This is a genomic window from Algibacter sp. L1A34 (genome assembly GCF_009796805.1).
Taxonomy (GTDB): domain Bacteria; phylum Bacteroidota; class Bacteroidia; order Flavobacteriales; family Flavobacteriaceae; genus Algibacter.
Window position 1 is genome coordinate 1,375,569 of sequence record NZ_CP047029.1, and the last position, 24,306, is coordinate 1,399,874.

General features: G+C 32.5%; 17 protein-coding genes. 13 read left to right on the forward strand and 4 right to left on the reverse strand.

Going from position 1 to position 24,306, the window contains the following annotated elements; all coding sequences use genetic code 11:
• Positions 1 to 10 precede the first annotated feature (10 nt).
• The gene (locus GQR97_RS06050; RefSeq protein ID WP_158846470.1) at positions 11 to 1,126 is read left to right on the forward strand and encodes a glycoside hydrolase family protein; all 1,116 of its coding nucleotides are present in this window, start codon (positions 11 to 13) and stop codon (positions 1,124 to 1,126) included.
• A gap of 54 nt (positions 1,127 to 1,180) precedes the next feature.
• On the opposite strand, the gene GQR97_RS06055 is transcribed toward GQR97_RS06050, so the two are convergent.
• Positions 1,181 to 1,819 (reverse strand): class I SAM-dependent methyltransferase, encoded by a 639-nt coding sequence (locus GQR97_RS06055; protein ID WP_158846472.1) that lies wholly within the window; start codon positions 1,817 to 1,819, stop codon positions 1,181 to 1,183.
• Between the two features lie 542 nt (positions 1,820 to 2,361).
• Between GQR97_RS06055 and GQR97_RS06060 the strand changes: the two genes are divergently transcribed.
• Together GQR97_RS06060 and GQR97_RS06065 are read left to right on the forward strand one after the other, a co-directional pair.
• A complete protein-coding gene (locus GQR97_RS06060) occupies positions 2,362 to 2,871 on the forward strand; it encodes a hypothetical protein (RefSeq protein ID WP_158846474.1) in 510 nt (169 codons plus the stop codon).
• 481 nt (positions 2,872 to 3,352) lie between these two features.
• Entirely contained in the window at positions 3,353 to 6,469 is a 3,117-nt protein-coding gene (locus GQR97_RS06065) for a BspA family leucine-rich repeat surface protein (RefSeq protein ID WP_158846476.1), read from the forward strand.
• A 144-nt stretch (positions 6,470 to 6,613) separates the two neighbouring features.
• Here GQR97_RS06065 and gltX read toward each other — a convergent pair whose 3' ends face one another.
• Positions 6,614 to 8,125 carry a glutamate--tRNA ligase gene (gene gltX, locus GQR97_RS06070; protein ID WP_158846478.1) on the reverse strand — a complete coding sequence of 504 codons (1,512 nt, stop codon included), beginning with the start codon at positions 8,123 to 8,125 and terminating at the stop codon, positions 6,614 to 6,616.
• 191 nt (positions 8,126 to 8,316) lie between these two features.
• Between gltX and GQR97_RS06075 the strand changes: the two genes are divergently transcribed.
• From GQR97_RS06075 to GQR97_RS06095, 5 genes are all read left to right on the forward strand, one after another.
• The gene (locus GQR97_RS06075) at positions 8,317 to 11,745 is read left to right on the forward strand and encodes a DUF4175 family protein (protein ID WP_158846480.1); all 3,429 of its coding nucleotides are present in this window, start codon (positions 8,317 to 8,319) and stop codon (positions 11,743 to 11,745) included.
• On the forward strand, positions 11,738 to 12,148 hold the full coding sequence (gene ybeY / locus GQR97_RS06080; protein WP_158846482.1) for an rRNA maturation RNase YbeY: 411 nt from the start codon (positions 11,738 to 11,740) through the stop codon (positions 12,146 to 12,148). Before GQR97_RS06075 ends, ybeY begins: the two co-directional genes overlap by 8 nt.
• A gap of 86 nt (positions 12,149 to 12,234) precedes the next feature.
• Positions 12,235 to 14,106, forward strand: a complete 1,872-nt coding sequence (gene mnmG, locus GQR97_RS06085) for a tRNA uridine-5-carboxymethylaminomethyl(34) synthesis enzyme MnmG (protein ID WP_158846484.1) — start codon at positions 12,235 to 12,237, stop codon at positions 14,104 to 14,106.
• A gap of 946 nt (positions 14,107 to 15,052) precedes the next feature.
• Positions 15,053 to 15,913 carry a class I SAM-dependent methyltransferase gene (locus GQR97_RS06090; protein ID WP_158846486.1) on the forward strand — a complete coding sequence of 287 codons (861 nt, stop codon included), beginning with the start codon at positions 15,053 to 15,055 and terminating at the stop codon, positions 15,911 to 15,913.
• Between the two features lie 356 nt (positions 15,914 to 16,269).
• Positions 16,270 to 16,800: an OmpH family outer membrane protein gene (locus GQR97_RS06095; RefSeq protein ID WP_158846488.1), complete on the forward strand. Its 531-nt coding sequence runs from the start codon at positions 16,270 to 16,272 to the stop codon at positions 16,798 to 16,800.
• Positions 16,801 to 16,887: 87 nt separating this feature from the next.
• Here the strand turns inward: GQR97_RS06095 and GQR97_RS06100 are convergent, their stop codons facing one another.
• A complete protein-coding gene (locus GQR97_RS06100) occupies positions 16,888 to 18,042 on the reverse strand; it encodes an ATP-binding protein (RefSeq protein WP_158846490.1) in 1,155 nt (384 codons plus the stop codon).
• Between the two features lie 205 nt (positions 18,043 to 18,247).
• Between GQR97_RS06100 and GQR97_RS06105 the strand changes: the two genes are divergently transcribed.
• The 3 genes from GQR97_RS06105 (at position 18,248) to GQR97_RS06115 (ending at position 22,134) form a co-directional block, all read left to right on the forward strand.
• Positions 18,248 to 19,435 (forward strand): phosphoglycerate kinase, encoded by a 1,188-nt coding sequence (locus tag GQR97_RS06105; protein ID WP_158846492.1) that lies wholly within the window; start codon positions 18,248 to 18,250, stop codon positions 19,433 to 19,435.
• A gap of 79 nt (positions 19,436 to 19,514) precedes the next feature.
• On the forward strand, positions 19,515 to 21,101 hold the full coding sequence (locus tag GQR97_RS06110; protein ID WP_158846494.1) for a lytic transglycosylase domain-containing protein: 1,587 nt from the start codon (positions 19,515 to 19,517) through the stop codon (positions 21,099 to 21,101).
• Positions 21,102 to 21,126: 25 nt separating this feature from the next.
• Positions 21,127 to 22,134: a DUF4837 family protein gene (locus GQR97_RS06115; protein WP_158846496.1), complete on the forward strand. Its 1,008-nt coding sequence runs from the start codon at positions 21,127 to 21,129 to the stop codon at positions 22,132 to 22,134.
• A 72-nt stretch (positions 22,135 to 22,206) separates the two neighbouring features.
• On the opposite strand, the gene GQR97_RS06120 is transcribed toward GQR97_RS06115, so the two are convergent.
• Positions 22,207 to 22,395, reverse strand: coding sequence for a twin-arginine translocase TatA/TatE family subunit (locus tag GQR97_RS06120; RefSeq protein WP_158846498.1), 189 nt, complete (start codon positions 22,393 to 22,395; stop codon positions 22,207 to 22,209).
• A gap of 141 nt (positions 22,396 to 22,536) precedes the next feature.
• On the opposite strand from GQR97_RS06120, the gene GQR97_RS06125 reads away from it, so the two are divergent.
• Together GQR97_RS06125 and GQR97_RS06130 are read left to right on the forward strand one after the other, a co-directional pair.
• On the forward strand, positions 22,537 to 23,406 hold the full coding sequence (locus GQR97_RS06125; RefSeq protein ID WP_158846500.1) for a M23 family metallopeptidase: 870 nt from the start codon (positions 22,537 to 22,539) through the stop codon (positions 23,404 to 23,406).
• Between the two features lie 52 nt (positions 23,407 to 23,458).
• Positions 23,459 to 24,304, forward strand: a complete 846-nt coding sequence (locus GQR97_RS06130; RefSeq protein ID WP_158846502.1) for an alpha/beta hydrolase family protein — start codon at positions 23,459 to 23,461, stop codon at positions 24,302 to 24,304.
• Positions 24,305 to 24,306 lie beyond the last annotated feature (2 nt).

Genomic DNA, 24,306 nt, shown 5'->3' on the forward strand with positions numbered 1-24,306 from the left:
AAAAGAAGACATGAAAAGAAGAACATTTATTGAAACAACTATAAAAGGATCAATCGCTTTATCATCGGTAAGTTTATTATCCTGTATGTCGGGAAACCAAACACCCGAAGCATTTATAGATCGTGTTTTACCTGCACCGATAGGGGGTGGTTTTCGTGATGATAATTACTGGATTTGGGGATCTTCGGTTATAAAAGGCGAGGATGGTAAATACCATATGTTTGCTTCTAGATGGTCTAAAGATGTTGGTTTTGGTAATTGGGTTACAAATTCTGAAGTTGTTCGTGCAGTTGCCGATACTCCAGTTGGACCTTACGAATTTCAAGAAGTTGTGCTTCCTGTTCGAGGAAAGGAGTTTTTCGATGGTATGTGTACGCATAATCCAAGAATTGTAAAATATAAAGACAAGTATTTATTATATCATTTTGGAACAACTTACGATTTTGATCAACCAACAAAAGATAATCCGAAACCAGATGGTTATGATTGGAATAAAGCATGGTTAAACAAGCGTGTAGGTTTGGCTATTAGTGATTCTATTTTTGGTCCTTGGGAACGTGTTGATAAACCAGTTATAGAGCCTAGACCAGGATATTGGGATGCTACTATTACATCCAACCCTTCGCCAGCAGTAGATCCAAAAACAGGTAAAATTTTATTGATGTATAAATCTTCTGTAACTCCAAAACCACCGTTATTATTGGGGGTTGCTATGGCAGATAGCCCAAGAGGTGAGTATAAACGTTTAAGTGAAGAGCCCGTATTTAGGTTTGAAACGCCAGGAAATAGCCATGTAGATGTTGAAGATCCATACATTTGGTGGGCAGGTGATAGATATGAAGGAGTGATGAAAGATCGTTCTGGTGAAATTTGCGGAGAAGAAGGTGGAGGCATCCACATTTGGTCTAAAGATGGTGTAGAATGGAACTTATTCGAAAACGTTAAGGCATACAGCCGTGATGTTTTATGGAATGATGGAACAACATCTCACCAAAATCATTTTGAACGTCCTTTTGTTTTAGTTGAAGATGGAAAACCTACACACTTATTTGCTGCAGTTGGTAATGGGCCAGAAGCTTGGAAATTTGAGAATACTTGGAATATGGTGATTCCGTTGAAGCATTAGGGAAGTTTGTTTTTGAGGTTTTTGGAGCTGATTTGGTGTTTACTAGATTGTGTTTTAATGCAGTTTAGGTTGTGTGGTATGCTGTTTTTTACCTACAAAACGTATTACCTTGGCAGTTCCAATATGAAATTTACCTTCATTTAATTCGGTTTCAACATCCTCTAGTTCGATTATGTCAAAATCTGGAAAATCCCTTTTAATAGTATCTTTTGAAAACAACATTTCTAGTTTATCTGGACCACCAACTTGAGGGTTTTGTTTTCTTAGTTCTAAATGTCCAGTACTAAAACCTTCAAGAATTATGTAGCCATTAGGTTTTACTAGCTCTGCAATTTTCTTATGATAATTTGATAGGATGGAAGGCGGTAAGTGAGCGTAAATAAAAATAGCACTGTCAAATTGTTCATTAATGAGATCTAAATCAAACAAATTACCAATCTCATAGTTGATTTTTACATTTTCTTTTTCCGCTAATTTTAGGGCTTTCTTTTTGCCTTCGTTACTTATATCAAATGCTGTTACATTTAAGCCTTTTTTAGCCGCATATACAGCATTTCGTCCTTCTCCTTCTGCGGGTAAAAGGATTTTACCTGTTAGTTTGTATTTATCAATTGCATACTTAAAAAAATCATTTGGCAATATTCCATAAGCGTAATCTTCATTTGAATATCTATTATCCCACATTTCTTTCATTTTATGTAATTATTTAAACGTATACATAATACATATTTTCAATACTAAACGAAGATAATAGATTTTTTTATGTTGGCACAACAGCACAATAAAATCATTTTAGACGTTTTTTCATTTTAGTTGAGGATGGAAAACCGACGCATTTATTTGCAGCAGTTCGAAGTAGAGCAGAAGCACGGAAATTTGAAAACATGGAATATGGTGATTCCTTTGAAGCATTAAGTTTTTATTTTGTAATTCCGTGCTATGCGGTTCAAAAAAAACGCTCTTTTTCGCTTCAATCAAAAAAATTAAACAGTCTTTAAATGTACTCCAATTTTATAAAATTTTTCATAAAATGCTGATTAATCGAGATTACATAATAATTTTATCGATGTTTTTATGTTAAAACAAGCTGACTTATCAATTAACAGGATTTTGGCTTCTTTTTTTGCGCGAAAAAAGTGATAATTTATATATTTTAGACTATAATTTATAGTTGTTAATACATATTGTTTTGTAATATTATAAAACAAATTTAATAATTTAAAACTTATAGTATTATGAAGAATTTTATTTCAATTTTGACATTATCTCTTTTTGTAAGTATTAATGCTTTTGCTCAGTTTAGTATCCTAATACCTGAGACATTTACAGACTCTGGAACTAATACAATTGGCACATTTACTTATAACGTTACAGATGATAACTTTTTTGAGGACTCCGCAATAATGAAATCGATTGAAATAGATGTACCAGGAGCAACAAGCATTGAAATAACAGTAAGTATAGAAGTAGAGTTAACAAACAATACTTCAATATCTGATTGTGGAGACACAGCAGAGGTATTGACTTACTTATTAAATGAAAATGGTGAGGATGTATCTGCAGGGAATTATTCAAGTGGTTCTTGTGGTGACCCTTTTGATAATTATTATTATACTGATACGGTTATTAATCAAACAATTACTGTAAACAATGGTTCTATTTCAGTAATAGGTTTAGAACTGTCAGAATGGCTAGGTGCATCTACAGAGGCAACATTTACTATTTCCTACACGAGTAATTATTAATTTAACTTCAAAAATATTAACAAGAAATTAATTGTAATTACATAGTTTACAACGAAAAACCAAGTGAAAACAATGAGGCTTTTCGTTTTTTATAAATCATACATAAGGAAAAAAATCATTCCGTTCTTCAACGGATCAGGCTATTTTCTTTATAGTAATTACAAACATTAACTGGTATTAAACAATAAATAAAACCAGCGGAAACCTGTGCGAAGTGCAGCCAAAGTATATTGGTGAGGCTTACCCTGCGGTAGTTGGTTTTAAGAAATTTTTTGTATGAAAACACATGGAATAAGTTACTTGCTTTGAAGCATTTGTTTTTTTAACATTTAACACAAAAAACAAGTGTGTCAATTTTTTAGTTTATGTAGTATTATAGCGTGTCTAGATTATGTATAAGTTCAACTACAAAACACACTTCAACGAAAAGAAAGTAAATACAATACAAAAAAATGTATCTTTAATGTTCACATAAATTTATATGTCTAAATTGTTTGCAAACAAGTATTGCGGTGCACTTTTTATCATAGCCTTTTTTTTCATTTTAAAAAGCTATGGTCAAGCCACCATACCTTTTGTTACCACTTGGAAAACAGATAATTTAGGAGCCTCAGGCTACAATCAAATAGACATACGCACGTATCCAGGCTATACCTATAATTACACGGTAGATTGGGGCGATGGTACAACGCCTACGGTAGAAACTGGAAACGCCATTCACACCTATGTCAGCACAGGCACTTATACCATTAGCATTACTGGTGCCTTTCCAGGCATTTATTTTGGAGGTACTATTGAGCATGACGAACAAAAGTTGTTGACGATTGAGCAATGGGGGAATAACCAGTGGCTTAGTATGGCATATGCCTTTGAAGGCTGTTCCAATTTACAAGGTAATTTTACAGATAAACCAGATTTATCGCAGGTAACCGATATGAGCTACATGTTTGCAGGCGCCTCGGCCTTTAATTATGATATAGGAGATTGGGGCGTTAGTAATGTAACCGATATGAGTTATATGTTTGCAGTAGAAGAAGAATCTGTTTCTTATTTTAATCAAGATATAGGGGATTGGGATGTAAGTAGTGTTACCAATATGAGTTATATGTTTGCAGGAGGAGAAGATACTGTTTCCTATTTTAATCAAGACATAGGGGATTGGGATGTAAGTAGTGTTACCAATATGAGCAATATGTTTGGAGGACTGGATGGCATAGGTTCTTATGGGCAGGAAGCGTCCGTTTCCCATTTTAATCAAGATATAGGGGGTTGGGATTTTAGTAGTGTAACCAACATGAGTGGTATGTTTATAGAGGCAGAATATTTTAACCAGAATATAGATGCTTGGGATGTCAGTAATGTAACCGATATGTCTTATCTATTTTTTGGAGCTTCCGTATTTAACCAAGATATAAGTGCTTGGGATGTTAGCAACGTAACAAATATGAATGGGCTGTTTTTTGAAGCAAAATTGTTTAACCAAGATATAAGCGCTTGGGATGTTAGCAATGTAACCGATATGTCTTATCTACTTTCTGGAACTCTCGTCTTTAACCAAGATATAAGTGTTTGGAATGTTAGTAATGTAGAAGATATGAGAGGGATGTTTCAACATACAGAATTGTTTAATCAAGATATAGGTATTTGGGATGTTGGGAACGTAACAGATATGTCGTCTATTTTTTTTGGAGCTCTTGTATTTAATCAAGATATAGGCAATTGGGATGTTAGTCATGTAACTGATATGGTTACTATGTTTACTTATGCAGAAACCTTTAACCAAGATATTGGCGGTTGGGATGTAAGTCATGTAAATAATATGACTAGTATGTTTAGTTTTGCAGAATCCTTCAACCAAGATATTGGCGGTTGGGATGTAAGTCGTGTTACTGATATGAGCGGGATGTTTTCTAATACTAAATCATTTCAACAAGATATTGGCGGTTGGGATGTTAGTAGTGTTACTTATATGAGCGAGATGTTTGCTGCTACAGAATCCTTCAATCAAGATATTGGAGATTGGGATGTTAGTAGTGTAACTCATATGAGAAATATGTTTAATGGAGCAAAATTGTTTAATCAAGATATTGGCGGTTGGGATGTAAGTCGTGTTACTGATATGTGGAGGATGTTTGACGGTAATGTTTATTTTATTAATGGTATGTATGTTAATGGTGTTAATCCTTTTAATCAAGATATAAGCAATTGGGATGTTAGTAGTGTAACAGATATGGGGTTTATGTTTAGAAATGCCACTTCGTTTAACCAAGATATTGGAGGTTGGAACGTAAGCAATGTTACCAATATGGAGAGCATGTTCGATAATGTAAAGTTATCCATAGACAACTATGATGCTTTACTCATAGGTTGGGGTGCGCAAACCTTACAGCCCAATGTGGTGTTTAGTGGTGGCAATAGCCAATATTGCGCTGGAGAAGCTGCAAGAAACGACATGATAACTAAAGACCATTGGACCATTACCGATGGTAATAGCATAGCAACCCCTTTTATTTATCCTAAAGTAGATCGTAAAAAGTCTTTCACGTTTACATTACCAACAATTACAGGAGGCAACCTTTCGGGTAACCAAAGGTTTTATACAGGTCCCAATGGTACCGGAACAGCTTATGAAGCAGGCGATATTATAAGTTTTAGTGATTTTCCGTCGTATCCAGTTACTATATACATGTACGATAGCTATGAATTTGGTTGTGTCTCTGAAGAAAGTTTTGAGCTTACTATCACCTCCATTCCAATTTGTACAGCATTGGTATTCCCGCTGGCAGGCTCCACCGATGTGTCTGTTGACACAGATTTATCATGGCAACCCGTTGACACAGCAATAGGATATAAAGTATCGGTTGGAACTAGTTCTGGAGGCGTTGATATTTTAAATATATTTGATGTTGGAAATGCTACTACCTACAATTTACCCGAAAACTTACTTGGAGAGACCATGGTTTACGTTAGTATAACACCTTATAATGACGATGGCGATGCTGCTGCTTGCACTGAGGAAAGTTTTACCACTGGCGTGCCTATTTTGATTCCAGAGTGTACGGGTTTAATTGAGCCATTACCTGGTGCAAAGCAGGTTCCTATTTATACTAATTTATCGTGGACTCCGGTTGAAAACGCGACAGGTTATATGTTAACTTTGGAAACATTTACTGAGGATGTCGATGTTTTGAACAAGTTGGATGTTGGAAACATTACGAATTACGACATACCAGTAGATTTACCCAAAGGGACAACTATGTATGTAATTATAGAACCTTATAATTCATCTGGAGAAGCAGTTGGATGTTTGGAGGAGACTTTTACTACAAGTAAAGAGATCTCAGGTTTACCGCCACGTTTTTTTACACCAAATAATGATGGTATTAATGATTATTGGGTGGTTCCTAACGCTTTAAATGACGTATTGAGTGTTTATATTTATGACCGATACGGAAAGCTTTTAAAACAAATAACGAATATAAACGAAGGTTGGGACGGTACATTTGAAGGTGAACTTTTGTCAAACAATGACTATTGGTATGTAATAACCTATCATAATGGAAATACCCAAAAAGGTAATTTTAGTTTAGTTAGGTAAAACGAAACTTTTTTCTAAAGTTTTGCTTTTATTATCTGGTGAATTAACAGAATATATGGGGATATTTAAAAATGACTTAAATAAAAAGACTTCTAAAAAATATTTAAACTTTTTAGAAGTCTTTACGTTTTAATAAATGTGTTGTTATAGTATCGCTATAATTTTTTCAATACGCTTAACCGTTTCATCTTTTCCAATCATGTAAATAATATCGAAAACATCAGGACCTTGTAAAGCACCAACAAGAGCTAAACGAAGTGGCATCATAACTTTTCCAAAGCTAATTTCATTGCTTGTAATCCAACCTTTTATTTCGGTTTGAAGTGTTTCTACCGTGAAGTCCATATTCGCGTTTAAAAGGCTTATTACTTCATTCATTAAGTCCGCTGTACCTTCTTTTAAAGCTTTTTTAGAGGCTTTAGCGTCATATTCTGTTGGTGTAACAAAAAAGAAGCTTGTTAAGTCCCAAAAATCACTAACAAAAGTAGCGCGTTCTTTAATTAAATTAACAGCCATGGCGATATAGCTTGTATCAATATCGGCTAATTCTGGTCTTGAATTTTTAAAGATATCTGCTAACTCGTCGTTATTTTGTTCTTGCATATAATGGTGGTTAAACCATTTTATTTTGTCTGGATCAAACCTTGCACCAGATTTGTTTACCTTTTTTAAGTCGAAGGCAGCAATTAATTCCTCCATGTTAAAAATTTCTTGCTCCGTTCCCGGATTCCAACCTAAAAAGGCTAAGAAATTTACCATAGCGTCGGCAAAATAACCGTCTTCTTTATAACCTCTAGATACTTCGTTTGTTTTTGGATCTTCCCATAATAAAGGAAAAACAGGGAATCCTAATTTATCACCATCACGCTTGCTTAATTTTCCTTTACCTGTTGGTTTTAGTATAAGTGGCAAGTGTGCAAATTCTGGTGCATTCCATCCAAAAGCTTGGTATAATTGGTAGTGTAATGCCAAACTTGGTAACCATTCTTCACCACGAATAACATGTGATATTTCCATTAAATGGTCGTCCACAATATTTGCTAAATGGTAGGTAGGCATACCGTCACTTTTAAACAAAACTTTATCGTCTAAAACGTTAGTATCAATTTTAATATCACCACGAATAAGATCTTTGAGATGAAGTGTTTCATCCTGCGGGCTTTTAAAACGGATTACGTAATCTTCGCCAGCATCTAATTTAGCCTGAGTTTCTTCTGCGGTAAGCGATAAAGAATTACTTAATTTTAAGCGGTTGTGCCAATTGTAAATAAATGTTTTTTTATTGGCTTCATGATCTTTTCTATGAAAATCTAATTCATCTGAAGTATCAAAAGCATAATAAGCATTTCCTGAAGCAATTAATTCTTCAGCGTAAGCTTTATAAAGCGGTTTACGTTCACTTTGGCGGTATGGACCAAATTTTTCGTTGGTGTTCGGGCCTTCATCAAAAGGCATATTACACCAATTTAAGGCGTCAATAATGTATTTTTGGGCACCTTCAACATAACGGTTTTGGTCGGTATCTTCTATTCTTAAAATAAAAGTTCCGTTGTGTTTTTTTGCGAATAAATAATTGAATAGAGCAGTACGAACACCACCAATATGTAGTGGTCCTGTTGGGCTTGGTGCAAAACGCACGCGAACATTTTTGGTCATTTTGAAATTTATAATAAGGCTTAAATTTTTACATTTAAGTGTTAATTGAAATGGTTTTGTAGTCTAAAAACTAAGTTTTGTTACTAGAATTGCGACAAAGATACAATTAACAACTAATTATAAACCTTGTAAAAAATAAAATTGTAGTTTAGTGGGTTAATACTTTTGTCCCGAATAGTTTTTAGAAAAGCATGAATAATTTTGAAAATATACAGAGTAAATTAGAAGCATTTATTAAGCGGTTTTATACCAATGAATTGCTTAAAGGCATTATTTTGTTTTTTGCCATTGGTTTGCTGTATTTTTTATTTACACTTTTTATTGAGTATGTGCTATGGTTAAATACCACGGCGCGAAGTATTTTGTTTTGGTTATTTATTGCTGTGGAATTAGCATTACTAGTTAAGTTTGTAATTTTTCCGTTGGCTAAATTATTCAAACTTCAAAAAGGAATAAATTATAAGGAAGCTTCAAAATTAATTGGAGAGCATTTTCCTGAAGTGAACGATAAATTACTTAATGTACTTCAGCTTAATGAAAGCGATTCTAAATCAGAATTATTGTTGGCAAGCATTGATCAAAAATCTTTAGAGTTAAATCCTATTCCGTTTAAGCTTGCTATAAATTTTAAAAAGAATTTAGGTTATTTAAAATATGCAGCCATTCCGGTTTTAATTTTATTACTTACTTTTTTTACAGGAAATTTTAATTGGTTTAGCGATAGTTATACGCGTGTTGTGAATTATAAAACGGCTTATGAGCCACCTGCTCCATTTCAGTTTTTTGTGGTTAACGAAAGTTTGAATGCGATAGAGAATAAAGATTTTAAACTTATTGTGAAAACTACGGGAGATGTTATTCCAGAGAGCGCACAAATAACTTATAATGATGAAACTTACTTTTTACAACAGAAAGCAATAGGTGAGTTCGAGTACGTTTTTTCTCAACCTAAAACGTCAATTAATTTTCAGTTATCGGCAAATAAAGTGAATTCAAAACCATATACTATTAATGTGGTTGAGGTGCCTTCACTTTTAGATTTTGAAATGGTTTTAAATTACCCTAATTATATCAGAAAGAAAAAACAAACTTTAAAAAGTACGGGTAATGCAACTGTGCCAGAAGGAACAGAAATTAGTTGGAAGCTAAAAACAAAATCGACTACTTCTGTGAGTTTATTTTCTAGAGACACTATAAATTTCAAAAAAGTTGATACTGGTATATTTGGCGTAAACCGAAAAATATTTAAAAATTTTGAATATACGCTAAGTACGAGCAACGCAGATTTAAAAAATTATGAAAACCTCGCCTTTAATATAAATGTGGTTAAAGATGAATTTCCAGAATTAAAACTAAAAGTAGAAACAGATTCTGTGGATTTGCAAAGTTTATATTTTTATGGACAGGTTAGCGACGATTATGGTTTTAGTAAATTACAGTTAGTTTATTACCCTTCGGAAGATGAAAAAAATAAGCAAGTTGAAAATATTCCGATCGGTAATTCAAATATTGGAGAATTTATAAGTGCTTTTCCTAATAATTTAAAGGTTAAAGAAGGGGTTTCTTATAGTTTTTATTTTCAAGTATTTGATAATGACATTGTTAATAGCTATAAAAACACTAAAAGCAAGATTTTTTCATATAGAAAACGGACTAAAGACGAGGAAAAGCAAAAACAACTGCAAGAACAGAAGGAAAATATTCAGGATTTAAATAAATCTCTAGAAAATTTTGAAAAACAGGATAAGCAATTAAAGGATGTAACCAAAACTCAAAAAGAAAAAGAGAACTTAAATTTTAATGATAAGAAGAAGTTAGAATCATTTTTTAAACGCCAGAAGGAGCAGGACGAAATGATGAAAAATTTCAATAAAAAGCTAAAAGATAATCTTGATGAATTTGAAAAGGAGAATACCAAGGAAGATGAGTTTAAGGAAGATTTAAAAAAGCGACTAGAGGATAATGAAGAGAAATTAAAAGAAGATGAAAAGTTACTAGAGCAAATAAAACATCTTCAACAAAAAATTAGAAAAGATGAGTTGGTACAAAAGTTAGATGAACTTGCTAAGCAAAATAAAAACAAAAAGAAAAGTTTAGAACAGCTGTTGGAATTAACGAAACGTTTTTATGTTGAAAAGAAACTGGAAAAACTTAAAGAGGATTTAATGAAGCTTGCTATAGATCAAGAAGAATTATCTAACAAACCTGAACAAGAAAATACAAAAGAAAAGCAAGAAGAATTAAATAAAGAGTTTGACGATTTTAAGAAACAGATTGGCGATCTAGAAGAGGAAAGCAAATCCCTTAAAAAGCCAATGGAAATTCCGCGTGACAAGCTGGATGAAAAAGAAGTACAGGACGAACAAAAAAAAGCGTCTGATGCTTTAGATAAAAAGGAACAGGATCAAGCAGGAGAAAAACCAGAAGGAGAGCCAAAAGATTCTAAAAACGAAAATTCTAAAAAAGCAAAGGATAGCCAAAAGAAAGCTGCCAAGAAAATGATGGAAATGAGTGAGCAAATGGGAGCGGCTATGAGTTCTATGCAAGGTGATAAGATGCAAGAAGATGTAGAGATGCTTCGTCAGGTTTTAGATAACTTAGTGTTGTTTTCTTTCGATCAAGAAGCACTTATGAATAGTTTTAAATCTATAGAAGTAAACCATAACAAGTTTGCTTCATTTTTAAAGAAACAAAAAGATTTAAAGGAAAACTTTGAGCATGTAGATGATAGCTTATTTGCTTTATCGTTGCGTCAACCAAAAATATCCGAAACTGTAAATAAAGAAATTACGGAGGCGTATTACCACATGGATAAAGCAATGGAATTGTTAGCCGAAAATAGATTATATCAAGGTGTGTCTAGTCAGCAATTTGTTGTTACAGCCGCTAATAATTTAGCTAACATTTTAAGTGGTATTCTCGATAATATGCAAGAAAGTATGAGTATGTCTATGGGGCAAGGGAAAGATGGTGATATGCAATTACCAGATATGATTATGAGCCAGGAGCAACTTAATAAAATGATGCAGGAAGGAATGAAAAAGGGTGAAAATGGAAAACCTAAAGATGGCGATGGTAAGAAAGAGGGTGAAGGTGAAAAAGATGGTAAAGAAGGAGAGAGTGGTTCTGATGGAGATGGTAATGGAAAAGGTGAAAACGGAAAACAGTCTGGAGAGGATGGCGAAGGTTTAAATGAAGACTTAAATGGTGAGCTTTTTAAAATTTACCAACAACAACAAGAATTACGTCAAGCCTTAGAAGAGCAATTAAGCAAAGAAGGTAAATTTGGAAAAGGTGGAAATGGAGATAAGCTTGTAAGGCAAATGGAAGATATAGAACTAGACCTTCTGAATAAGGGTTTTGATAATAGCACGCTTCGGAAAATGATGCAATTAAAACATCAGTTATTAAAATTAGATAAAGCGAGTTTTCAGCAAGGTGAAGACAGTAAGCGTCAATCTGAAAGTAGTAGTAATGATTTTAATAATAGTTCTAACAACCAAATACCTACAGCTAAACAATATTTTAATACAACTGAAATATTGAACAGACAAAGCTTACCTTTGCAGCAAATTTACAAACAGAAAGTTCAAGAATATTTTAAGCAAAGCAATGATTAATTTTAATTACGAAACAGTTTTTATATTAGAGGAAGAGGAAGTGATTTCTAAATGGATTATGGAAGCAATCTCTAACGAAGGTTTTAAGTTGGAAGAAATAAACTATGTGTTTTGTGATGATGAGTATCTTCATAAATTGAATGTGGAATTTCTTAATCATGATACTTTAACAGATGTAATAAGTTTTGATTATTGTGTTGGCAAAATTATACAAGGGGATATTTTTATTTCCATTGAGAGAGTTATTGATAACGCAAAGGATTTTGAAGTCAATTTTCTTTCAGAATTAAAACGAGTTATTGTTCATGGTGTTTTACATTACTGTGGGTATAAAGACAAGACGGAATCGGACGCTAGTTTGATGCGTGAAAAAGAAGAGTACTATTTAAATTTGATTAAGTAGTAATTACGATTTCTAAATAAAATTTCAACAAAAAAAATATTTATGTTCCACGTGGAACACTATAGGTTTTAAAAAAAAGAAAAAGCATGTTTAATGATGTTTATGATGTTATAGTTGTTGGGGCTGGGCACGCAGGAAGCGAAGCCGCGGCCGCGGCTGCTAATATGGGTAGTAAAACACTGTTGGTTACCATGAATCTACAAAACATCGCTCAGATGTCTTGTAACCCTGCTATGGGAGGGATAGCTAAAGGACAAATTGTTCGGGAGATAGATGCGCTTGGAGGATACAGTGGAATTGTTTCTGATACGTCGGCTATTCAATTTAAAATGTTGAACAAATCTAAAGGGCCTGCTATGTGGAGTCCAAGAGTTCAGAGTGATAGAATGCGTTTTGCTGAAGATTGGAGAATGATGTTAGAAGGAACTCCAAATTTAGATTTTTATCAGGATATGGTTTCTGGATTAATAGTGGAAAACCATAAAGTAGTTGGTGTTAAAACATCGCTTGGAATTGAAATAAAAGCGAAGTCTGTCGTGCTTACAAATGGCACCTTTTTAAATGGGCTTATCCATATAGGTGATAAAAATTTTGGTGGTGGTAGAGCAGGAGAAAGAGCAGCAACTGGAATTACAGAACAACTTGTAGAATTAGGTTTTGAATCTGGTAGAATGAAAACAGGTACACCTCCAAGAGTTGATGGTCGTAGTTTAGATTATTCTAAAATGGCAGAACAACCTGGTGATAAAAACCCTGAAAAATTCTCTTATTTAGATATTACAAAACCATTGGAAAAACAACGTTCTTGTTACATGACTTATACAAGTCTTGAAGTGCATGATTTGCTTCGGGAAGGGTTTGATAGGTCACCAATGTTTAATGGTAGAATTAAAAGTTTAGGACCGCGTTATTGCCCATCTATTGAAGATAAAATTAATCGTTTTGCAGATAAGGATCGTCATCAATTATTCATCGAGCCGGAGGGTTGGAATACTTGTGAGGTTTATGTAAATGGTTTTTCTACATCCTTGCCAGAGGATGTTCAATTTAAAGCTTTGCGGTCTGTAGTTGGTTTTGAAAACGTGAAATTTTTTAGACCGGGTTACGCTATAGAATACGATTATTTCCCGCCAACACAATTGAAGCATACCTTAGAAACTAAGTTAGTTGAAGGTTTGTATTTCGCTGGCCAGATTAATGGAACTACGGGTTATGAAGAAGCTGCTTCTCAAGGATTAATGGCCGGTATAAATGCAGCTTTAAAAACCCAAGAACGTGATGCTTTTACATTAAAAAGAGATGAAGCATATATAGGTGTTTTAGTTGATGATTTAATTACAAAAGGTACAGAAGAGCCATATAGAATGTTTACTTCTCGTGCTGAATATAGAACGTTATTACGCCAAGATAATGCAGATATTAGGTTAACGCCAAAAGGTTTTGATTTAGGTTTAGCTTCTGAAAAACGGTTAAAACGCATGGAGGAAAAGCATGAAGCTGCGGAGAAATTTGTAAGCTTTTTTGAGACACAAAGTGTAAAGCCAGAAGAGATAAACCCAATATTAGAATCTAAAAAATCGGCTGTTGTAAATCAATCTGGTAAGCTTTTTAAAGTGTTTGCTCGACCTAATGTTGACATGGAAGATATACGTAAAGTTGAAAGTGTTGAGGCTTATATCCAAGAGCATAATCTGGATAGAGAGGTGATAGAACAGACCGAAATTCAGGTTAAATATTCTGGGTATATTGCTAAGGAAAAAGTTAATGCTGATAAATTATCGCGTTTAGAGTATGTGAAAATTCCTGAAAATTTTGATTACTCTCAGATAAAATCTATGAGTTTAGAGGCGCGTGAAAAGCTTAAAAAGATCCAACCGGCAACAGTTTCTCAAGCGTCAAGAATTAGTGGGGTATCTCCAAATGATGTATCTGTTTTGCTTGTTTATATGGGTAGATAAATTAACTTTTGGACAGTATAAGTTGTTTTGCTATTAGATTATTTGGCTAGTTTTATAACGTTCCACGTGGAACATGTGTAGTGTAAGTTTTGTTTTTTAGTATGAATTATTAAAGATAAATAGATGTTTCAACGCTGAAATAGCTTTGTTATAATGTGATTTTTGAAAGACTTTTTGATGTGTTTTCGATCTGTTTTTTAAAAATTTATATACCACATTCAACATGTAATTCAATATTAAAATGAAACATTTAGACTAATACTTTTATATAAACAGCTGTTTGTTTTTGTTTTTTTAATTCAATTTAAATCAGTTTTTTGTTATTATTAACGTGTTTTTAAATACTGTTTTTTGAAACAAAAAGAATTAAATCATGAAAGAATAGTGATTTGTTTGTTTTTGATTTTATAGAAAACCAAAATCTAAAACATGTTTTTGAAAACCTTTTTTAGTAAAGGTGTTTAAACTTTTAATGCGTTATTTTTTAGTTTTTAGAAAATGAAAACACTTAATTTTTTTAGGAATAGAGAGAGGTTTATATAGTTTTTAGAAATATTTTTATGGAAACATTGTTTTTAAAATGAACGCCAATTGTTTAAAAACACGTTAATTTATCTTTATGATTTTAAAATGTGATCTTACAGAATGAAAATATTGAATTAAATTGGGTTTTATAAATCACGTTTGCTTCTTCTTTTTTTGATAGATTAAGTCTGTTTTTTTGAGTTTTCAAGAAAAAAAACGAAGAGTAAAAAGAACAAGAAGCTAAGATTAATTTAATTATAATTCAAAAATTTGCTATTATATTATGTTTGAAGAAACATAAACTATAACTAATAAGTTGATTAAAAACAGTTGTAATTAGTATTTAAAAGTTCAAAGTAAATCGGGTTAAATCAAAAAACTAATCGTTTTTAGTTCAATAATAAAGTAAACTATTTATTCAGTGTCCAATTATCAATCATCAAAAAGTCCGTTAAAAGTTAAAGATTTTTCCGTTTCCGGTGAAGAGTTTCAGTTAATAGAAAACAAAGTATATGGTTTTTTAGAAACAATTCCTCAGCCAACTTCAGATAAATTACCAGGATATTATCAAAGCGAAGACTATATTTCTCATACAGATTCTAAGCGAAATTTATTTGAAAAGGTGTATCATTTAGTAAGAAGTATTTCGCTTAAAAAGAAGTTAAAGCTTATTAATTCGTTTTCATCTCAAACAAAAATACTACTAGATGTAGGTTGCGGAACAGGTGATTTTTTACAAACAGCACAACAAAATAAGTGGAGTGTTTCTGGTATTGAACCAAACAATGAAGCGCGAACTATTGCTAATAATAAAACAAATGATTCTGTTTTTGGGACAGAAAAGCTTCAAGAGTTTGAATCAAACAGTTTCGATGTTATTACGCTTTGGCATGTATTGGAACATTTGCCAAACTTAGAAGAGCAGGTTCAAATTTTTAAGAGCCTATTAAAAGAGGACGGAACTTTAGTTATCGCAGTACCTAATTATAACAGTTTCGATGCACAATATTATAAAGAGTTTTGGGCCGCTTATGATGTGCCAAGACATCTTTGGCATTTTAACAAAAACTCAATTTCTAATTTAGTTGCTAAACAAAACATGAAAGTTGTTGAAACAAAACCGATGTTATTTGACGCGTTTTATGTGAGCATGCTTTCGGAAAAGTATAAAACCGGGAAGATGAATCCAGTAAGAGGATTTTGGTTTGGTTTGCGCTCAAATATTAAATCTTTGAGAACAAAAGAGGCTTCTTCGTTAATTTATGTCATAAAAAATAGATAAAAGTTAATTTAACACGTCTATTTTGATTGTATTATTTGATAACATCTAAATATATAACGATTTTTTAAAAACGCCTTAAACACCTTTAAAACATCTTGTTTTTAATAATAATTTACTATTTTATATAAATTATGAATAGATTTTATCTATATGTATTGTTTTTGGATAAGATTTTCTATAGATTTTAATTTTGGCTTCTATTCTAAAAAAATTAGCGATAAAGTCGTTTAATCGAATAGTTTTTAATTTAGAAGTGATTTATGTTAAAATCAGAATAATTCGTCTTTAGTTTTAATCTTACTTTATTACATTTGTTTGGATTAAAAAAAATAACCAAAAACTAATCAACGAATAAAATGAAGAACATACTTTATGTTGCCATCGCGATGCTTGTTTTAGCATCTTGTGAAAAACCAAACAAAATTGGTTTTGTAGATAACGGAACCGTTATTAACGATTTTCAAGAAAAAATCGATTTAGAAGCAAAATACAAAACGAAAGAAGAAGCTTTTAGAAAAAGAGCAGACAGTATTGGATTAGCTTTTCAAACGGAAGCTCAAAAAACTCAAGCTGAAGCTCAAAGAATAGCTAGAAGTAATAGAAAAAAGGCTGAAGAATTAATGGCTGGCTTACAACAAAAACAACAACAATTACAACAGCAAATGCAAGTAGAGCAACAACAATTAACGTTGGCTTTTCAATCGGATATCGATTCTGTTATTGTAAGAGTTAAAGACTTTGTTGGAGCTTACGGAAAAACTAATGGTTACAACTATATTTTAGGAACTAGCGAAGCTGCTGCTACAGTAATGTACGGAGCAGAAGAAAGCGATTTAACTAAAACTATTGTTGATGCTTTAAATGCTGATTATAAGAAGGCAGAATAAGCTTAGATTATAAAAACTAAAAAAGGTCTATTAAATTCTCATTTAATAGACCTTTTTTTATGTACTGTTATTTAAATAGACACAGATTTAATCTGCTTTTTTATGAAGTAATCTGGTTAGTTTAATAGATAAATCTGTTAGGATAATTTTGGAATTTCCGTTACGTTCAATATGATAAATGGCGTCTTGAAGTTCGTTACTAATGTCCATAATGTTATTGCCATGCACGTAAGGAGCAAAGTTTTCTAGCTTAAATTTCTCTGTTTTTGGTTCAAAAAAAACGAGATCGTCGGCGTTATAATTAAGTAATAAAGCTTGGCGAAAAAAGTCTAAACAAAAATTTAAAAATTGCTTTTGAGTTTCTCGTCCTGTTTTGGCAATGTCTTCACTCCAAGAAATTAAATCTATAATTGCTGCCTTGTTTCCTTTGGCTTTAAATGCACTACGTATCCATAGAATAAACCAAGTTTCAAACTGGTTATCTTCGGTATCTTGATATACTAAATCGCTTGCTTTATTATAATTTCCGTTGCTTTGGTGTGCTATTTTTGTAGCAACATTTCTATCAATATTAAATTGTTTTACCAAAGCTTCAACTATAACATCTTCGGCTAGCGGCGGGAAATGTAAAATTTGGCAGCGCGAACGAATGGTGTTTATAATTTGTTCTTCTTCTTCAGTAATTAAAATAAAAACCGTTTTGTTTGGTGGCTCTTCTATAAGCTTTAAAAGCTTGTTTGCACATGCGGTGTTCATTTTTTCGGCCATCCAAATTAGCATCACTTTGTAGCCGCCTTCGTAAGATTTCAGCGTAAGCGATTTTACAATATTTAGAGCTTCTTCTACACCAATTTGCCCTTGTTTATTATCTACGCCAAGGAGTTTATACCAATCGAATAAATTGCCATAAGGCTGTTCTTTTACAAGTTTTCTCCATTCTTCTAAATAGAAACTAGAAACAGGTTTGCTTTTTACCTTATCGCTTGTGGTTACCGGAAAGGCAAAATGTAAATCGGGATGCGAAAGGTTGTTAAATTTTAGGTTACAAGACTCATTTCCTGTACTGTTTTCACCACCAGAATTTGAGCATAATATATATTGAGCATAAGCAATGGCCATGGGTAGTGTACCCGAACCTTCGTTGCCTACAAATAATTGCGCGTGGGCAATTCGTCCATTATCAACACTAGTGGTTAAATGGTTTTTTATATGGTCTTGACCTAAAACATCTTTAAAAAGCATGAAACAAACCTACATAAAATTTCGATATTTTTTATTATTTATCGGTGAATCTCTCCGAAAAATCCATGTATCTGAGTGCAACAATTCTAATTTTTAAAAATTATTGCTTGTCTATATCGTTTTCGTGAAAAAACACGTTTTAAATGGCTGTTTATTTAGTTACATTTGTGAATCAAATAGTTAAAAATTAAAACATATAAATAAAATGAAAACGGTTAACGATTTTAATTTCGAGAATAAAAAAGCATTAATTCGTGTAGATTTTAATGTGCCTTTAAATGATAAATTTGAAGTTACGGATGATACGCGAATTGTATCTGCAAAACCAACAATTATCAAAATTTTAGAAGATGGTGGAAGCTGTATTTTAATGTCTCATTTAGGTCGTCCTAAGGGTTTTCAAGATGAGTTTTCATTAAAACATATTGTAAATAAAGTTGAAGATATTTTGGGTGTTGAAGTTATAATGGCACCGGATTGTATTGGTGCAGATGTTGAAGCATTAGCGGCAAATTTACAACCAGGACAAATTTTATTATTAGAAAACTTACGTTTTTATAAAGAAGAAACTGCAGGAGATAAAGATTTCGCTGAAAAACTTTCTAAATTAGGAGATATTTATGTGAATGATGCATTTGGAACAGCACACCGTGCGCATGCATCTACAACTATAGTAGCTCAATTTTTTGAAGGTAAAAAATGCTTCGGAAAATTATTAGCTCAAGAAATTGAAAGTATTGATAAGGTTATGAAAACTGGTGAAAAACCTGTTTTAGCTATTCTTGGTGGTGCAAAAGTATCGTCTAAAATTACAATTATCGAAAACATTTTAGATAAAGTAGATCACTTAATTATAGGTGGTGGAATGGCGTTTACCTTTGTTAAAGCTCAAGGTGGAAAAATAGGAAATTCTATTTGTGAAGATGATAAAATGCCGTTAGCTTTAGATATATTAAAGCAAGCCAAAGAAAAAAATGTACAAATCCATATTCCTGTAGATACTATTGCTGCAGATGATTTTAGCAATGATGCTAACACTCAAATTGTTGATATTAATGAAATTCCTGATGGTTGGGAAGGTGTAGATGCTGGACCAAAATCGAGAAAACAATTTCACGATGTTGTTATGCAATGTAAAACCATACTTTGGAATGGACCATTAGGTGTTTTTGAAATGGAAAAATTTGCTGGAGGAACTATAGAATTAGGAAATTCTATTGCAGAAGCTACTAAAAAAGGTGCTTTTTCTCTTGTTGGTGGAGGAGACTCTGTTGCAGCTGTAAAACAATTTGGTTTTGAAGATAAAGTAAGTTACGTAAGTACTGGAGGCGGAGCAATGTTAGAAAGTTTAGAAGGTAAAACATTACCTGGAATTGCTGCTATTTTAGAATAATTTGAATTAAGTTTTCAGATTCTCATAAAAAAGACGAATTTAGCCATAATATCATTCAACAATTAACTGAATAGATTTTATGGCTTTTCGATTTTTTACAATCTTATTATTTATTAATGTTAGCTTTTGTTTTTCGCAAGAAGCCGATTCCACAGTGGTGCAGCCCCTTCAAATTAAGGATTCGCTTGTTCAGAAAACAATAGTTATTAAAGATTCTTTAATAGATAATACATCCCAAAAAGTAACAGGGATTGATCTTGAGAAAGATAGTATGGCTTTTAAAAATCTGTTAGACGACGTTTATGCAGCCAAAATTGATGAGAAATGGCATGAAGAACTATATAGTAATACGCTTTTCGATTCTATCTACGAATCGGTTACCGAGTTAACTTACGAGCCGGTTGATTATCCAGAGCTATCTACAGAAACCTTAAAAGCGCGTTTAAAAGAATTAGACGCTAGAACGCCTTTTAACGTAGAGTATAACGAGTCGCTAGAGAGTGTTATAAAATCTTATTTAAAACACAGGCGCAATCATTTACAGAAGCTAATAACGCTTAGTTCGTTCTATTTTCCAATGTTTGAGCGTGAATTAGATAATCAAAACATTCCTTTAGAAATAAAATATTTAGCTATTGTAGAGTCGGCTTTAAAACCACGCGCAAAATCTCGAGTTGGAGCAACCGGTTTATGGCAATTTATGTTTGCTACAGGTAAAGAGTACGGTTTAGATGTGAGTAGCTATGTTGATGAGCGTAGTGACCCTATAAAATCTACTGTTGCAGCATCTAAATACTTATCAAAATTATATGGTATTTTTGGCGATTGGGATTTGGCGTTGGCTGCTTATAATTCTGGTCCAGGAAATGTCTCTAAGGCTATTAGGCGCTCTGGTGGGTATAGAAACTACTGGAATATTAGGCATAATTTACCTCGGGAAACTGCTGGGTATTTACCTGCTTTTTTAGCTAATATGTATATTTTTGAATATGCTGAAGAACACGGTTTTAAACGTTACAAACCGGAAGTTGCATATTTTGAAACTGATACTATTCGTGTAAAACGTATGATTACTTTAGATCAAATATCTGAAGTGACTGATGTGCCTATCGAGAAATTACAGTTCTTAAACCCTTCATATAAATTAGATGTTGTTCCTTTTGTAGAGGGTAAAAATTATAGTTTAAGATTACCGAATGAAGTGATTGGTAAATTTGTTAATAACGAAGATAAAATTTATGAGTTCGCTAAAGCGGAATTTGCAAAACGCGAAAAACCATTACCTCAATTTTTTAAGGCCGATAATAAAACGACATATCGTGTAAAATCTGGTGATTATTTAGGTAAAATTTCTAGAATGCACGGTGTTCGTGTAAGTGAATTAAAACGTTGGAATGGTTTACGAAGTAACAGTTTGAAAATTGGCCAACGATTAACTATTTATAATAAAAACCCTAATGTTTCTGGGACTTCGAAACCGGTAAAAACAATTAAACCTAAACCTATTTCGGGGCCATTTTTCTACTATACGGTAGCCGATGGTGATTCACTTTGGACTATTTCTCAAAAATTTACTGGAGTTTCTGTTCAAAATATTAAAGATTGGAACGGTATTAGTGGTACTAAACTGAAAATAGGAATGAAACTTAAAATAGCTAAAAGCTAAATTTTAAAAACTAAATAACAATATTATGCGACAAATTATTTTTTCTGCAATGGCTTTAATTCTATTAGTGTCTTGCGGTAATGAGAAAAAAAATGATCAATCTTTGTTACCAGATTCTTCTGGGAATATGAGTCATGTCTCTGTAGTTCTCGGTAACGATTTATGGGATGGTAGTGTAGGCGAGACCATTAGAAACATATTGGGTACACCTATTTACGGGCTTCCGCAAGACGAACCTATGTTTTCTGTTAGTCAGATTCCTGCTTCTGTTTTTTCAGGTTTTGTTACAAAAAACAGAACTATTTTAAAAATAGCACCAAATAAAGAAGCTGGAATTGAAATTACTGATAATGTGTATGCTAAGCCTCAAAAGGTGATTACTGTTTCGGGAAAAACAAGGGAAGAAATTATTAGTACACTAAACGAAAATGCAGATAAAATCATTGAAACTTTTCGTAATACTGAGTTAAGTGAACGCATGCGCCAAATGAGTAAATCGCATCACACGTATACTGCTATTGAAGAAAAGTTAGGTTTAACTATCGATTTTCCTTCTGTTTATATAATAGCAAAAGAAAGCGATAATTTTTTCTGGGTTAGAAAGGAGATTACAACAGGAACCAATAATTTAATGATTTATAGTTTGCCCTATGATGCTATTAAAAGAAACGATAGTGTGGTTAATCAAATTATTAAAGTAAGAGATTCTGTTGGTAAGTTATACATTCGAGGACGTCAAGATGGTGATCTAACCGCAAGTGGAGATAAAATAGAGTCTTATATGGTTACGGAGAACGCGTATACGCCATTTTACGGTGAAACTATTGTAGATAATAAACCAGCCTTAGAAACTAAAGGTTTATGGGACTTAAAAGGTGATTTTATGGGAGGTCCATTTATAAGTTACGTTATTGAAGATGAAATTAATAAACGCTGGGTAGTTGTTGAAGGTTTTGCTTTTGCACCATCGGTAGAAAAGCGTAATTATATGTTAGAACTTGAAGCTATAATTAGATCTGTTAAAATAAAATAGTTGATAAAAAATTGACATAAAAAAAGACCAACATTTATAAAATGTTGGTCTTTTTTTTAACTAAAATTAGTTTTATTTCTTTTTGTCGCTTGCTGGATCTTCTTCTTCTTTGCTGGCATCCTTGAACTCTTTAATTCCGCTACCAAGTCCTCGCATCAATTCAGGTATTTTTTTACCTCCAAATAAAAGTAAAACAATGACTACAATTAATGCTATTTGCATTGGTCCAATCATTCCTAAAAATATGTTTGATAATATCATAACTGTTAATTTTGTTTTGCAAAGTTAATAATTAAACTTAAATAACATCGTTTTAAACATAACTTTAGCATATTGTTAAAGGTGTATTTAAATAGTTGAATTTGTAATTACTTAATAAATTCTATTTATTTTTGTTTTAACATGATAGAGAAAAAGAAAGAACCCAAAAAAATAAAAAGTAAATTACTCGATAAGTATAAATTGGTTATACTTAACGAAAACACGTTCGAAGAGCGCTTATCCCTTAAGTTAACACGTTTAAATGTGTTTGTTTTAATATCGCTATCTGCTATATTTTTAGTGGCTGTAACGTATACTTTAATAGCATTTACACCTCTTAGAGAGTATATTCCTGGCTATTCTTCAACAGCATTAAAAAAGAAAGCTACCGAATTAAACTACAAAACCGATTCATTGCAAAGGGCTATTTCTGTTAACGAATTGTATTATGCATCTATAAAAAAGGTTCTAAAAGGTGATTTGAGCCCGACGGACTTTAATAAAGATTCAATAATATCGGCGGTTAAGTTGGAGGTAGGTGAGGTAGATTTAAATCCGTCGTCGGCCGATTCATTACTTCGTGAAAAGGTAGACAAAGAGGATAAGTATAATTTATTCGAGTCGGCAACATCGGCTACCAGTTTTATATTATTTCCACCGGTAAACGGTACCATTAGTGATCCTTACAATGTAAAAGAAAAGCATTATGCTGTTGATATTGTTGTTGCGAAAGATACACCTATTAAAGCCACGGCCGATGGTATTGTTATTTTTGCCGAATGGACAGCCAGTACAGGTTACGTTATTATCATTGAGCATAGTTATGGTTTAATTTCTGTTTATAAACACAACGCGAGTTTAACAAAAGCGCAAGGCGATCTGGTTAAGGCTGGGGAGGTAATTGCTACTGCAGGAAATACAGGAGAATTATCTACGGGCCCACATTTGCATTTTGAGCTTTGGAATGATGGTTATCCAATAGACCCAACAAACTTTATAGATTTTAAATAGAATGTTTGGTTTTAGGCAAGTGTTTTACTCTTTAGTTTTAGCGTTGATTGTCATGTCTTGTGTAAAACGGTCAAAAAACGAATCATTTCACGAAGCCATCAGTTATCAAAATTTATTAAATAATACTGACTTTTTTAATAATGATTTTGTCGATTTTTATAAAATAAAATATTTGGTAGACACCTTAAATATAGAAGGATTTATAGTTAAGCCAAACCAAAATAAAACAGAAAAATTACCAGCGATAATATTTTGTCGTGGAGGTAACCAAAGTTTTGGGATGTTAAATGGCTATCAGTTAAGAATGATGGGGAATTTGAGTGCAGAAGGTTATGTAGTTTTGGGATCGCAATTACGTGGAAACATGGCTAGTGAAGGTGTTGATGAATTTGGCGGAAAAGATTTGAATGATATTTTAAAATTAATAGAAATTGCAAAGGAATTAGATTTTGTTGATGAAAAAAATATTCATATTTTAGGTTATTCAAGAGGAGGTATGAATACCTATCAAATTTCTAAATTAACCGATAATATAAACAGTATTGCTGTGGTTGGAGCTCCTACTAATAAATTTGAATCTATTAAATTCCGCGAAAGCATGTATCATCAAGTTTATAAGCCGCTTTTTGGAGATACAATTACAAACAAAGAAGCTTATTTTAAGCGTTCTGCCGTATATTGGCATAAAGAAATAAATGAACCAATACTTATTTTGCATGGAACAGATGATAATAGAGTGGCGGTTGAAGAAGCAAAACAACTTATAGATTCGCTTAAAATTTCTGGTAAAACAGATTTTAGCTATAAATTGTTTGAAGGCGGTAATCATACGTTATCAAATTTCGCTGACGAACGTGATAGTTTAATTATTAATTGGTTTAAAACGCATTCAAAATAAAT

Excerpts from the sequence above, each read along its gene's own strand:
- mnmG (WP_158846484.1), top strand. The coding sequence starts at position 12,235 with ATGTTTAATGATGTTTATGATGTTATAGTTGTTGGGGCTGGGCACGCA.
- GQR97_RS06055 (WP_158846472.1), bottom strand. The coding sequence starts at position 1,819 with ATGAAAGAAATGTGGGATAATAGATATTCAAATGAAGATTACGCTTAT.
- GQR97_RS06105 (WP_158846492.1), top strand. The coding sequence starts at position 18,248 with ATGAAAACGGTTAACGATTTTAATTTCGAGAATAAAAAAGCATTAATT.
- GQR97_RS06120 (WP_158846498.1), bottom strand. The coding sequence starts at position 22,395 with ATGATATTATCAAACATATTTTTAGGAATGATTGGACCAATGCAAATA.
- GQR97_RS06115 (WP_158846496.1), top strand. The coding sequence starts at position 21,127 with ATGCGACAAATTATTTTTTCTGCAATGGCTTTAATTCTATTAGTGTCT.
- GQR97_RS06060 (WP_158846474.1), top strand. The coding sequence starts at position 2,362 with ATGAAGAATTTTATTTCAATTTTGACATTATCTCTTTTTGTAAGTATT.
- GQR97_RS06075 (WP_158846480.1), top strand. The coding sequence starts at position 8,317 with ATGAATAATTTTGAAAATATACAGAGTAAATTAGAAGCATTTATTAAG.
- GQR97_RS06125 (WP_158846500.1), top strand. The coding sequence starts at position 22,537 with ATGATAGAGAAAAAGAAAGAACCCAAAAAAATAAAAAGTAAATTACTC.
- GQR97_RS06110 (WP_158846494.1), top strand. The coding sequence starts at position 19,515 with ATGGCTTTTCGATTTTTTACAATCTTATTATTTATTAATGTTAGCTTT.
- GQR97_RS06050 (WP_158846470.1), top strand. The coding sequence starts at position 11 with ATGAAAAGAAGAACATTTATTGAAACAACTATAAAAGGATCAATCGCT.
- GQR97_RS06095 (WP_158846488.1), top strand. The coding sequence starts at position 16,270 with ATGAAGAACATACTTTATGTTGCCATCGCGATGCTTGTTTTAGCATCT.
- GQR97_RS06100 (WP_158846490.1), bottom strand. The coding sequence starts at position 18,042 with ATGCTTTTTAAAGATGTTTTAGGTCAAGACCATATAAAAAACCATTTA.
- ybeY (WP_158846482.1), top strand. The coding sequence starts at position 11,738 with ATGATTAATTTTAATTACGAAACAGTTTTTATATTAGAGGAAGAGGAA.
- GQR97_RS06130 (WP_158846502.1), top strand. The coding sequence starts at position 23,459 with ATGTCTTGTGTAAAACGGTCAAAAAACGAATCATTTCACGAAGCCATC.
- gltX (WP_158846478.1), bottom strand. The coding sequence starts at position 8,125 with ATGACCAAAAATGTTCGCGTGCGTTTTGCACCAAGCCCAACAGGACCA.
- GQR97_RS06065 (WP_158846476.1), top strand. The coding sequence starts at position 3,353 with ATGTCTAAATTGTTTGCAAACAAGTATTGCGGTGCACTTTTTATCATA.